General features: G+C 65.6%; 11 protein-coding genes. 9 read left to right on the top strand and 2 right to left on the bottom strand.

The annotated features are described in order from the left end of the window. The first annotated feature begins 48 nt into the window (after window positions 1-48). From AB0J74_RS35445 to AB0J74_RS35410, 8 genes are all read left to right on the top strand, one after another. Window positions 49-1,152, top strand: coding sequence for a hypothetical protein (locus tag AB0J74_RS35445; RefSeq protein WP_363456483.1), 1,104 nt, complete (start codon window positions 49-51; stop codon window positions 1,150-1,152). Continuing rightward, window positions 1,149-2,093 carry a hypothetical protein gene (locus AB0J74_RS35440; protein ID WP_363456481.1) on the top strand — a complete coding sequence of 315 codons (945 nt, stop codon included), beginning with the start codon at window positions 1,149-1,151 and terminating at the stop codon, window positions 2,091-2,093. The genes AB0J74_RS35445 and AB0J74_RS35440 overlap by 4 nt, the downstream gene beginning before the upstream one ends. 13 nt (window positions 2,094-2,106) lie before the next feature. Then, window positions 2,107-2,931, top strand: coding sequence for an alpha/beta hydrolase (locus AB0J74_RS35435; protein WP_363456478.1), 825 nt, complete (start codon window positions 2,107-2,109; stop codon window positions 2,929-2,931). A gap of 15 nt (window positions 2,932-2,946) precedes the next feature. Continuing rightward, complete coding sequence (locus tag AB0J74_RS35430; RefSeq protein WP_363456475.1) at window positions 2,947-3,903, top strand: amidohydrolase family protein; 957 nt, start codon at window positions 2,947-2,949, stop codon at window positions 3,901-3,903. 21 nt (window positions 3,904-3,924) lie between these two features. After that, a complete protein-coding gene (locus tag AB0J74_RS35425) occupies window positions 3,925-5,043 on the top strand; it encodes a hypothetical protein (RefSeq protein ID WP_363456472.1) in 1,119 nt (372 codons plus the stop codon). Between the two features lie 68 nt (window positions 5,044-5,111). Further along, window positions 5,112-6,029, top strand: coding sequence for a TAXI family TRAP transporter solute-binding subunit (locus tag AB0J74_RS35420; protein ID WP_363456469.1), 918 nt, complete (start codon window positions 5,112-5,114; stop codon window positions 6,027-6,029). 75 nt (window positions 6,030-6,104) lie between these two features. Continuing rightward, window positions 6,105-6,950, top strand: a complete 846-nt coding sequence (locus AB0J74_RS35415; protein ID WP_363456466.1) for an ABC transporter ATP-binding protein — start codon at window positions 6,105-6,107, stop codon at window positions 6,948-6,950. A gap of 260 nt (window positions 6,951-7,210) precedes the next feature. Beyond that, a complete protein-coding gene (locus tag AB0J74_RS35410; RefSeq protein WP_363456463.1) occupies window positions 7,211-7,480 on the top strand; it encodes a hypothetical protein in 270 nt (89 codons plus the stop codon). Between the two features lie 805 nt (window positions 7,481-8,285). Here the strand turns inward: AB0J74_RS35410 and AB0J74_RS35405 are convergent. Together AB0J74_RS35405 and AB0J74_RS35400 are read right to left on the bottom strand one after the other, a co-directional pair. Further along, window positions 8,286-8,651: a hypothetical protein gene (locus AB0J74_RS35405; protein ID WP_363456460.1), complete on the bottom strand. Its 366-nt coding sequence runs from the start codon at window positions 8,649-8,651 to the stop codon at window positions 8,286-8,288. A 635-nt stretch (window positions 8,652-9,286) separates the two neighbouring features. Further along, window positions 9,287-10,237 (bottom strand): ice-binding family protein, encoded by a 951-nt coding sequence (locus tag AB0J74_RS35400; protein WP_363456457.1) that lies wholly within the window; start codon window positions 10,235-10,237, stop codon window positions 9,287-9,289. A 664-nt stretch (window positions 10,238-10,901) separates the two neighbouring features. Between AB0J74_RS35400 and AB0J74_RS35395 the strand changes: the two genes are divergently transcribed. Continuing rightward, window positions 10,902-12,107 carry a right-handed parallel beta-helix repeat-containing protein gene (locus tag AB0J74_RS35395; protein WP_363456454.1) on the top strand — a complete coding sequence of 402 codons (1,206 nt, stop codon included), beginning with the start codon at window positions 10,902-10,904 and terminating at the stop codon, window positions 12,105-12,107. The last annotated feature ends 668 nt before the right edge of the window (window positions 12,108-12,775 follow it).

Below are 12,775 nucleotides of genomic sequence, written 5' to 3'. Positions count from 1 at the left end.
GCGAGCACAGCCCCGACCGGGCGGACGCTTCCACGATCCATTTGCAATGTGTTCACCAAGTATGTGCTGACAGGCGGTTCGACAATGGCGGAAATCATGGGCCTGGGGATGTTTCACGGTCCGCACCCGGGTCTCACCGACGAGACCATGGCGAACGTCTACTTCAAGCGGGTCCTGCAGGATCCGCGGACGCCCGCTGACGTCCTCGATCGGGCGAACTGGCCGCAGGGCCTGATCGAGGAATGGGGCGCCGACGAGGGTGTCGCGGCCGCGCGGCGGCACCGTGAGGTCGCCATCGACGCCTGTCTGCAGGCGCGCAAGGCCGTCGACGAGTTCAACCCCGACATCGTGGTGATCTTCGCCGACGACCAGTACGAGAACTTCAAGGAAGACGTCCTGCCTCCGTTCTGTGTCTACGCGGCGGATGAGTTCGACCTGGCGGACCTCGCCAAGGGCGCCCCGAAGGTGAGCAGTGGCCTGGCGCCCGAGCCGCTGCCGCACCCGCCGCTGCAGCCGACCGTTCGGGGCAGTAAGGCCATCGGCACCTATCTGGCCAACGCACTGGTGCGCAACGACTTCGACGTCGCCTGTGCGTGGAAGCTGCATCATATGGATCATCTGGGGCATGCCTTCAGCCACTCAGTTGACTATTTGGACTGGGAGCGCAAGGGCTTTCCGTACCCGATCATCCCGTTCCACGTCAGCTGCTATGGCACCAACCTCAAGGTGCCATCGCTGGGACCGATCACGCCGGGCCGGCTGCAGGATGACGTCGACATCCCGCCGCCGGATTCGCCGACGCCGAAGCGCTGCTATGACATCGGTCGTGAGGTGGCGCAGATCCTGGAGGCCAGCCCGTATCGGTCCCTGATCATCGGTTCGGCAAGTTGGTCGCACGCGTCGCTGACGCCCATGCACGGATACCTGTGGGGCGATGTGGAGTCCGATCGCGTGCACCTCGAGGAACTTCGTTCCGGGCAGTTCGCCAAGTGGCGGGACATGTCTGCCGAGCAGATGCAGGTCAGCGGCCAGCACGAGATGCGCAACTGGGTGGCGTTGGCCGGCGCGTTGGAAGGCCGAGACGTCGAGGTGCTCGGCTACGCCGAGACCTACGTGTTCAACTCCTCCAAGTGCGTGGCCCTGTTCCGGTGAGCGTCACGTTCTCGGTCATGCCGACGGGTCTCACGGCCCCGATCACGTCAGGCGCGGTTCAGGTCGAGGGCGTTGAGTTGGAGATCTTCACGCCCAAGACCACGGACCAGAACTCCCGCGCCATGCTCGAGCTCAAGTTCGACGTGGCCGAGATGTCGATCGCGGCCTACACCAAGGCGCTGGAGTTGGGCTTGCCGCTGAAGGCGATCCCCGTCTTCACCTCCGGCCGCCGCTTCGTGCAGTCCGGCATCTACCTGTCAAGGGCCAGCGGTCTGTCCTCCGCAGACGAGCTGGCCGGGCGGGCGATTGGTCTGCCCCAGTACTGGATCTCCTCCTGCGTCTGGCAGCGACACCTGCTGTCGCGCATGCATGGTGTCGCTCCGTCGAAGGTGCAGTGGGTGACCATCGAAGCGGAGCGCTTCGATGGCGGCCTGCCTGCCGACGTCCGGCTACGCACGGTTCCCGGCGCCGATCTGGCCGGCCTCATGCGCGACGGTCAGATCGATGCCTGCATGCTGCAGGGCGGCCGTCCACTGCCGGCCGAGCTCGCCGACCTGACCGTGCCTGCTTATCCGGACCTCGTCGCCGCCGAGCGCGCGTACTACGAGCGTGACGGTGTGTTCCCGTTGATGCACGTGCCGGTGATCAAGCAGGAGTTGCTGGAGCGGCGCCCCGAGATCGTGGCGGCCTTACTGCAGGCATATGCCCAGGCCAAGCAGATCGCTGTTGCCGATCCGCGGACGGAGTGGCCGGTGCCGCCGCTAGGGCACACGGTGGAACAGTTGCGCGCGCTGCTCGGCGACCCATGGCCCTACGGTCTGGCCGCGAACCGTCCGGCGCTCGAAAGCTTCTTGACCGCTGCGGCCGACCAGGGCCTGGTCGCCCGCCGCTACGACGTCGACGAGCTGTTTGTGGCCGACCTGCCCACCGAATTCGCGTGAACGGAGCAAGGACATGGGACTGACTAAGGAAGAGACCGATCGGTTCGTCACCGTCAACGGTATCGAGCTCCACTACAACGAGGCGGGTAGTGGTCCGGCCCTGATCTGCACCCACGGTGGTGGCCCGGGCGCGAATGCGTGGGACAACAGCAAGTACGTCATTGACGATCTGAGCAAGACCTTCCGGGTCATTCTGCTGGACCTGCCGGGCTGGGGTGAGTCACAGAAGCTGGTCAAGCGCGGTGACGTCCCGCTGGACGTCTACGTCGCCAAGCTGCTGCGCGACTTCATGGACGAGCTGGGCATCGACAAGGCGCACCAGTACGGCTCATCCCAGTTCGCGCCGGCCTGCCTGCGCTTCGGCATCGAATACCCCGACCGCGTCGGCAAGATAGTCGTCCAGTCGTCCGAGTTCGGACCGTTACCGGCGGACCCTGGCCCCGGCATCAAGTCGCTGATCGCCTTCGCGCAGGGGCCCAGCCGCGACAAGATGCAGACCATCTTCGAATACTTCACCCCACGTGCGGAATTCCGGCCCGCGTCGGTGGTCGACAACCGTTTCGAGAAGGCCATGGCGCCGGATCACCTGGCGTCCCGCAGGGAGTTTCCGAACGCGGCGAACTCCGACCTGACCGACGTGCTGTCCAAGCTGCGGGCCGAGGTGCTCTACGTCTGCGGCAACGACGACGGCATGATCCCGGTGACCACCGCTCTGGACGCCCTGAAGATGATCCCGCGCTCTCGCGCAGTGATCTGGGGTGACCGCAGCGGCCACTTCGTGCTCACCGAGCATGCCGCCGAATACGCGCGGATCGTCACCGACTTCCTCACGAACTGACGGATCTCACCTCCGATGATCATCGATGTCCACTCCCACCTCTTCCCGCCGAGCCTGATGGATAGCATCAGCAAGGCCGGAGGTCGGCTGCCGCAGCTCAGCGCGGCGCCCCAGCAGAGCATGTCGCTGGGTGAGCGTTTCGAGCTGATGGCCGAGACCGGCGTTGACGTCGGCCTGTTGTCCGTCGGCGTACTGCAGCCCTACCACCACGACGCCGCCACCGCGGTGTCCCTTGCTCGTGAGGCCAACGACACCTACCTGGAGGCGTCGGCGGACTCGGCCGGGCGGCTGATGACCTGGGCGGTCCTGCCGCTGCCGCACATCGATGCGACACTGTCCGAACTGGACCGGATCGGACGCGACGCGAACTGTGTCGGCGTCACGTTCGGCACCAGCGTCCTCGACCTCGACCTGGATGACGAAGCGCTGTCCCCGGTCTACGAGGCTCTCGACGAGCGTGGCACCACGGTGTTCGTTCACCCCTCGATGGCCTTCGACGGCTTCGGCGACAACGACCTGGGCATGCAGCGCTCCATCGGTGGGATGTTCGAAGACACCATCGCCGGGATCCGGCTGCTGCTCTCCGGGGTGGTCGTCCGCTATCCGAAGATCAATTTCATCGTGCCGCATCTCGGTGGGACGCTGCCTTTCATCTTCGGCCGGGTCCGTCGGCACATCCAGCTGGCCGAGCAGCGTTGGTTGGCCGAGGGGCTGACCACCGACGACGCCCCGCACCGAGGTCTGGCCCGGCTCTGGTGGGACACCGCTACCCGGCACGTCCCCGCGCTGACCTGCGCCGTGGAGACCATCGGCGCCGATCGACTGATGTTCGGCACCGACTACCCGTACACCAAGACCAGCGAGGAATTCGCCAGCCGGTTGGCGCACATTCGCGATCTGCCAATTACCGACGGGCAGCGTGACGCGATCCTCGGGGGCAGCGCCGCGGCGCTGCTGAGACTTGACAACTAGCAAACCCGGAAGGATCGAAAGATGAGCGCAGGGCACGACCACGGCAAGAAACCGTTCACCCCGCCGACGCCGTACGAGCGGTGGATGGCCGATCAGCACATTCCAATCCTGCAGACGTGGGGCGTCTCGAACGTCCGCGATGTCGTGCGCAAGCCGTGGGACGCGGTCGGCTGCAACGCGTCGTTCATCGACCTGTTCGGCATGGAGGGCTACACCGGCATGTACGTCGCCGACCTCGGCCCCGGTCAGGAGACCAAGCCGCAGAAGCACCTCTTCGAAGAGGTCGTCATGATCTTCGAAGGCACCGGTGAGATCGAGATCTGGGCGCCTGGCGAGACAAACGCCCGTGAGATCGTCAAGTGGCAGCAGTACTCGCTGTTCAGCATTCCACTGAACTGCTGGTACGTCATGCGCAACACCGGCGACGTCCCGGCCGTGTTCACCAGTGTCACCACCGCGCCGATGGTGATGGATCTGTTCCACGACCACGATTTCGTCTTCAACAACGACCACTACTTCACGTCGCGCTTCTCTCCCTCAGCCGATTACGCCGGCCAGGCCGCGCGGTACGCCGCGACCACCGGTGTTGCCGCGCTGCGGACGAACATCATCCAGGACGTCGTGAATTTGCCGATCGACACCGACGAGCGGCGCGGTGTCAACTCCAAGATCACCGTCTTCGAGATGGCGGACAGCACCCTCGCCGGCCACCTCGCCGAGTGGCCTCCGCGTCGCCGGCAGAAGGCGCACTACCACGCGCCGGGTGCGGTGCTGCTGATCGCGAAGTCGCACGGTTACAGCCTGATGTGGCCGAGCCAGGCGGGTCTGCGCCCGTACGAGGACGGCCACGAGGACCAGGTTGTGCGCGTCGAGTGGCGTGAGGGTTCCACCTTCTGCCCGCCCGACCAGTGGTTCCACCAGCATTTCAACACTGGTGACGACGCCGCGTTGCAGGTCGCCGTGCGGTATGGCAGCTCGGACAACCCAGCCGGGTTCGCGCAGGGATTCAAAACACCGGAGACGAAGGACATCGTCCCGACCCGCACGAGCATCCGTGAGGGTGGCACCTCCATCGACTTCGAGATCGAGGACCCGCGCATCTTCGCCGACTACCAGGCGATCGTCGGCAAGATCGACTGATGACCCAGCCACTAGACAAGCCGGAGCCCGGACGGTTCGAGCGGCCGCCGTCAATTCGTTCGCTGGTCATGCTGGAAGCGACCGCCGCGATGATGCGCGGTCGCAAGCGTCCCAGCTTCGGTACACAGGTCGAGATCTCGCTGCGCCCGCAGGGAGACAACCGCTGGCACGCCCGGTTCCTGGCCAGTGACACCCCGGAAGGCATCGAGGCGGTCGCCAACCGTGAGGCGGATCTGGCGATCATCAACCCGTCGGCGGTGCTGACGTTGGCCTACCGCGGGGCGGGCGTCTTCCGGCGCCCGCTTCCCGTCAGAGCGATCACGGTGTTGCCGCAGTTCGACTTCTTCATGTTCGCGGTGCCGGCTGACAGCGGCCTGCAATACGTGGAGGAGCTCGCCGACCGGCGCTACCCACTGAAGATTTCTATCCGTGGTGAGGAGACGAACCACTCCGTACACCTGGTGATGGCCGACATTCTGGCCGCCGCCGGCGTTCCCATGGCGGACATGCAGTCGTGGGGCAGTGAGATCTTCTACGACGCCGGAATGGCGAGCGGCGCGAACCGGCTGGGTGCGGTGGCGACCGGGGAACGCACCGCCATCTTCGACGAGGCCTGGCCGGTGTGGGGGCGGAAGGCGCTGCAACAGGGAATGACCTTCCTGTCGTTGCGAGAGAGCACCCTCGCGCGGCTCACCGCCATGGGCTACCGCACCACCACGGTGACACCGGAGCTGGCGCCCGGCTTGGACCGTCCCGTCGAAGTCGTCGACTTCAGCGGCTGGCCACTGTTCTGCCACGCGGAGGCCAGCGACGAACTCGTGGAGCGCTTCTGCGCGGCCCTCGACGAACAGCGCGAAGTGATTCCGTGGGACGGACCCGGCCCCCTGCCGCTGGAGAGGATGTGCGGCAACCACCAGGATGCCCCGCTGGACGTGCCGCTGCACCCCGCCGCGTTGCGCTACTGGACCGCCAAGGGCTACCTCTAAGTACTGGCTATCAGGCATTGCGTCCTGAATAACGAGTCCTTACAGTGGGCTCTCGAAGGGACTACAGGAGTTCACATGCAAGGGATTTCGAGCGTCATGCCAGTGCCTGAGGCGGCCGACCACCGGCAGAGCGGCTCAGGCCTGGAGGTAAAGGACGTCGGCATCGAGTACTACGTCGACCGGCACCAGGCATTTTTTCGTGCTGTCGAGAATGCGACGTTCACGGTGGAGGCGGGCTCGTTCGTCTCGATCGTCGGTCCGACGGGGTGTGGCAAGTCGACGCTGCTCCGAGCGATCGCGGGTCTGGTGCCCTACACCACTGGTGAGATCACGTGGAACGGCTCGCCGATCACCGTCCCCGGGCGGGACCGTGCCGTCGTGTTCCAGAATCCGGCGCTCCTGCCGTGGAGCACGGTGCTGCGCAACGCCGCTTACGGTGCTGAGGGGCATGGCCACGCGCGCCCCGAGGCAGACCGGCGCGCCCGCGAGATGCTCGAGATGGTCGGCCTGACCCAGTTCGTCGACCGCTACCCGCACGAGCTCTCCGGCGGTATGCAGCAACGGGTGAACCTCGCTCGCGCACTGGCAGTTGACCCGGACGTGCTGCTGCTGGATGAGCCGTTCTCGGCGCTCGACAGCCAGACCCGTGAGGTCATGGGTGGCGAATTGCTGCGCATCTGGGAGGCCACTGCCAAGACCGCGGTGCTGATCACGCACCAGATCGACGAGGCGGTGTTCTTGTCCGATCAGGTGGTGGTGCTCTCGGCAGGCCCGCGTTCGGTGGTCAAGCACATCGTGCCGATCGCTCTGGAGCGTCAGCGCGTGCCGGAGATGCGGCGCTCCCCGGAGTTCCTGGAGGTGGTCGACTCCATCTGGGATCTGACCAGGAGCGCTTGGCTCAAAGCCGAGGACGTCAGCTGAGCTTGCCAACCCGGCGCGGTGACGCCGGTTGCTACTGACTGAGAACTCCCGAGGACTGACGTCCCGCCTGTAGGTGATTGGAACTCGTCGGTAATGTGGCCTCGTACTGAGCCGTGCATGAGGAGCCGTCAGCGACGACGCGTGACGATGTCAATGAGAGACTGCCGTGGCGCCGCTTCCCGACGAGTCATACGCGAATTGTCGCGAACCGGTGACTCGACCGCCGCCGCGCTGGCCTGTTCGTCGCCTGGTTTGGCCTCGTGCTGCTGCCGGTGCTGGCCGTGATCTCGCGGGGTGCGCGGGTCGGCGGCGTCGCGGGAGCTCTCCTCATCGTCGTCGCGGTGGCACTGGCTTTCGTCGGCTCTGTGCCTCCGATGGGGACGGTCGGTGGATGGCGCGTCCTCATCAAGGAGGCGAGCTCAGTCGACGAACACACTCTGTTGAAGAGGTGGGGCCTGAAGTCGCCGATTCGTCAGGGCGTGCACGCTTGGGTCATGCGCGTGCTGGAACCCGGCTTGCGCCGCGGCTGAGCATACATCCTCGCCCTGCGACTCTACCCAAACCCGGGGAGCAGGGCCCTGGCTGCTGCTGAGCAAACCCGTCACGGGCGAGCTCCGTGATGCGCGCGACCTCCGGCAGCTGGCCGACGTGCTCTGCGCGTCGCCGATGGAGGGCGATCAGGTGGGGGACAGCCCAGCGGTGATCTTACGAATGTCGATGGCCGACATGATCACACAAAGCGGGTCAAGGGTTCTGGAAATGGCGTGCCAGACACGCATCGATGCCGAGCTATGAAACGAAGGCCTCCGCAAGTCGCTGAACTGCGGAAACCTCCACGCTGTCGGGACGGCGGGATTCGAACCCACGACCCCTTGACCCCCAGCTCTTGGACGGGGGAGCGGCATGCTCGGCTACGTTTTCCCAGGTCGTGCAAAGCATAGACCAGCCGAGTAAAGGAGTCTTGATGAAGCCTCCGATGTAGACGGCAAGGCCCGAAGGCGTCCAGCATGCGATACACGAGCACTGCTGGTAATCCTCGAGCCGACCCCGACGCCGCCGCACGACTCGTAGTACCGTCCCGCGTGCGGCGGCGTCGCGGCGATCACAGGACCGCTGCGCCGCAGAACTCGACCGCCGCGCAGCCGGCGCTGGCAATCTGCCCTCTTCTCTCACATCGGGTACTCGACCGCCGGTTTGGGCTACCGCCGGTAACGGCATTGCCCGACACGATGCTCGCCACAGTCCCTACCGACTCGGGTAAGCACGTGCCAGGCAGCGGTGACGGTGTCCGTGATCAGCGATGGCATGACGTAGAACGTCCGTGCGAAAGCCTTACTAGACCAGCTTGACCGTCACCCCGTGGTCGGCGCACGCCGCTTGGACCGCCTGACGCTCGATGTTCATTTCCGAATCGAGCCGTTCCCAGGCATCCAACCCGGTTTCCGGGTTCGCGTATGCGTGAGCGGCATCGATCATCCTTGTCCCGTGGTTGCGGAGGTCGTTGTGGCGGGAGGCGGCGAACATCGGGCGGATCGCGGTCAAGGATGCGTTACCGGAGGCGATCCTCTCGCAGGCCTGGACGCCGCTGTCGGCACGCTGGAACCATAAGACGATTCCGGCGGCGGCTAAAGCCAGGGCTATCGCGGCGACGGATACGAAACGGCGGGAGGGCATTCTTCGCAGCAGAGCAATGGCGGTCACGCTAGCTCAACGACCGCGTCGGTTCAGGAGTCACCCGCTTGATCGAATCACCCGGCCGCGTTCGGCCTGCTGCTCCCGCCTGCGTTTCGCGATGCTCTCGGGCGTCCAGCGGCAGCCGGGTCTTGGTCGCGCCAGCATTGACTACCCGTGCGATCGGCAACAACGCCAAGGGGAACGCGGTACTCCTGGCGCCCTGCGCACAAGCGCGTGACGGCTCGGTCAGCGTCACGATCCGTAAACGACCCGGCTGTTGTCGTTCCAGGGCGCCCATCGCGCCGAGGGCGCCGACGGTGACGTCGTCGCTCTACTCCGGCGACACGCCTCCCTCCTCGACCCGCCGCTGAGCTGGGGCCCTGACCCTGGCTTTGCCGGCGTCCTTTTGCGACGGTCGCACGGCGCGCGGCCGGACCGGTGACATCGCCCGCGGTCGTCAGCCAGGCCTGGCGATGCTGCTCGTTGCCAGCGTGCCCGTACATCCGATCCGGTGTCGGAGGGGACCGCCGACGACGGCGCATACCTCCTGCCAACGACGAATCGCCCGGGCGGTCGGCCCGGGCGATCGTCGTTATGTGCTGCCGTCGAGATGAGACCTACATCGGCAGTGCCGTGAAATCCCAGTGTTGTCCGACAGCCGTTCAGGGTTGCTCGACGTCGTAGTCGTCACCGTAGTCGTGGTGTCCGTAGCCGGTCGGGGTTGGTGACGCGGTCGGTGTCACCGTGGGAGTCGCGGTCGGCGTTACCGTCGGCGTGGCGGTCGGCGTTACCGTCGGCGTGGCGGTCGGCGTCACCGTCGGCGTGGCGGTCGGCGTTACCGTCGGCGTGGCGGTCGGCGTTGCCGTTGGAGTGGCCGTCGGCGTGGCCGTCGGCGTGGCCGTCGGCGTGGCAGTAGGGGTCGCGGTCGTGGGCGTGGGCGACGGGCCCGAGCAGATCGGTTGAATGATCACGTTGCTTTGAAGGGTGACCGCGCCGGTGCGGGCGAGTGCACGTCCCTGCAGGCGTGCGCCCGTGTTCATGCTGATCGAGGCCTGGGCCATGATGGTGCCGATGAAGGTGCTGCCCACGCCCAGCGTCGCCGAGCTGCCGATCTTCCAGAACACGTTGCATGGCGAGGCGCCGTTGATGAACCGCATGCTGCTGTTCACCGCCGTGACCAGCGTGGAGTTGACCTGGAAGATGAACACCGACTGCGAGTTGCCCTGCGCGTCCAGCGTTAGCTGCCCGGTGATCTCTGCGGCGGCTACGCGGTACACGCCCGGGATGAGCGTGGAGCCGCCGAGCTCATCGTCGAGGTTTGTGAACGGCGTCCGACCGGCGGCGTCGTTGTACGCGGTCGTCAGGTCATCTTGAGCCTGCATCGCGACCCCGTCACCGAGATGGGTCGCCCCGCCAACGAGCCCTGGGGGAAAACCCGTCACGGAGCTCCCCGGGCTGAGGCCCAGATCCTGGGCGAGCGTGGTCGGGCCGGTGTTGGTGACCGTAGATGCGGCGAGCACCGAGAAGTTGGCCGCCGTTCCCAAGCCCACTGGCGCTTCCGCCGCCGATGCGCCGGTAATGCTGACGACGAGCAGCGTCGCAGCCGTTCCCAACCCAGCAAGCCCAGCAAGCCGGAGCTTCGTATCCCGTCGAAGGTGACGAATTCTCGTGAACAACAGAAAGTGCCTCCTGTGAGCACCTACCGGGGCTGCCGGATCACGGTTCCCGACACCGGGTAGGCGGGTATGGCGTGCGGCGGCTCACAGCCACCACACAGGCTGTCCTTCACTAAACGGACAAAACGCCGCAATAGTTGCGGCGGTGGTCAGATGATCCGACGCTTCGCGGCGTCGGTCCCGTCGATGATCAAGCCGGTCAGGACAATTGCGGCACCGCCCGTCGGTGATTGCGTCGTCAACGGCAACTGGAGATCCCGCCCGTGAGGCCTACCTCCCCGCTGCCATGGCCCCGCACCAAACGCAGCGACCCACAATCAGACGCCCGCATGGCGGAACTCGCGACTGAGATCGACGATCTCAGCCGTCGCTGGAGAACCTGATCAACGAGCTTGAGTGGCTACAGTCCTCTGGCGACCCGGGCGGCCGGCCAAGCACGGTGTGCCCGACGGGGCCGCCTCGGCACGCCGCGGCGGGGGCGGATGGGCGGGGCGGCGTCCTATGAGATCCTTGCCGGTTTTCGCCATAAAGGCGAGCTAATTACCTTATCGTGACGGTTCGTAAGCTAAGCCACGGGGGCGCCTGGCGCCGAGGAGACGGTATGAAGAGGACGATGCTTGTCGCGGCGTGCGTTGCAATGGCAACAGCGTTCCCGGCGGCGCCCGGCCAGGCGGCGGCAGTGCGCGTTGTGGATGACAACGGAGCGCAGTGTCCAGGCGCGGCCTTCACTACGATCCAGTCAGCGATTACGGCAGCCTCACCCGGCGACACGATCAAGGTCTGTGCCGGAACTTACAACGAGGTCGTCACCGTGAACAAGGCGAACCTACGCCTGGTCGGGCCGGCCGCCGCCCCCCTCGGAACATCGTGCCGGAGCGCCGGGGCCCCTAACCCCTCCAGGCAGGCGATCATCCAGTCGACGGGCGGTTCAGGCACTGTCCGCCTCCAGGAGAACGGCATCCGGTTCTCCGGATTCACCGTCCAGAACAACACCTCCAGCTATGGCGTCGTGACCAGCGCGGCGCACTCGGGTCACCAGATCCGCCAGAACCTGATCCAGGACAATGTGGTCGGGCTCTACCTCAACGCCAGCGGGACGCAACTCTCCAAGGTCGAAGGGAACTGCATCCGCCGAAACAACGCACCTGGTTCCGCGAGCGGTAACGGGATCTACTCGGACGCGGGCTTGAGGAATGCCGACATCGAAAAGAACACCTTCAACGGAAACCTGAACGCCGGTGTGCTTCTGGACGCTGCAGCGGCCGGCGGCGTCACCAACGTCCGGGTGAACACGAACACCTCGTTGGAAGACCGGGCCTTCGCGTTCATCTTCAAGTCAACCAATGCCGTCGTGCGGGGTAACACCATCCGAGACAACGTCGACGCCCCCGGGATCTTCCTCGGTGACAGCAACACAAATACGCAGATCGTCTCCAACACCATCCAGCGTGGATTCCTGGGTGTGCGGGCCAACGCTTTCGGCCTTGCACCCAACGTCAACGTCACCATCTCCGGCAACGTCATCAGCGGTTCTGAGTCGACCACCGTCGGCCATGGCATCAGCGTGGCGGCGAACTCCCTCACGAACTCCGAGATCTCCGGCAACCTCGTCACGGGCAACGCGGGCGACGGCATCCGGATCGATGCCGGGGGCAACGGGGGCAACCGCCTGGTCTCGAACATCGCCCTCCACAACGGCATGCGCGACTGCCGCGACAGCACCACCGGCTCGGGCACCGATGGCACAGCCAACAGGTGGATCCTCAACATCGGTCCGAACGCGACGCCGCCGGGCATCTGCCTCTAGCCTTTGGGCGATTGCTAGGCAGAGTTCTTGACGCGGAAGGTTTGGACGCGGACGGTCGCATACCAGCGCGGTACGCGACCATCCGCGCGTCTGCCATCAGGCACCGCATCCCGCTAGGCGCCAGCGAGGCAATCGCTGCCGCGGGCCTCGGCTCAGGTTTGAGTCCGCGTGCTGCACCAACGCTCCTTCTGCGCGCTGAAAGGATCACCCGGCGCCCGCGCCTACTACGACACGCTGCGCGCACGCGGCGCCGGCCGCCAGGCTGCGCTACGCCAACTCGGGCGCGGCGGCCTGACTCAGACAGGTCGTCGTGGCGACCAGCAGCCGCGACCATCGGGCAGCCGGCTCCGTAACAGAAAACGTAGCGACCCTTTACGCGCCCACTATTCAGATGCGTGTTGAGAACGTGTTATCGATGGCGAACTTCGGAAGTCCCATGCCTTCATGAGACGACTTTCGCGCGCGTATCGACTGCTTCCTCTTGAACGCCTCGAAACAATCTGGCAATCTCACTCTCATCGATGCGTAGCTGTGGCATCCATCCCGGAGCTAATGGAAGAAGTCCAAGCGGGGACGCCGCCGATGAGTCCATCAGCGTCAACTTCTCGGCGGTGTCCGGCACCCCGACCTACCGGGCGTCCGGCTGGATCTACGGGATGACCGAGAAC

It is taken from the genome of Asanoa sp. NPDC049573 (assembly GCF_040676615.1).
Lineage (GTDB): Bacteria > Actinomycetota > Actinomycetes > Mycobacteriales > Micromonosporaceae > Asanoa.
Note: the sequence above shows the minus strand (reverse complement) of the source record. Positions and strands in the feature narration are given on the sequence as shown.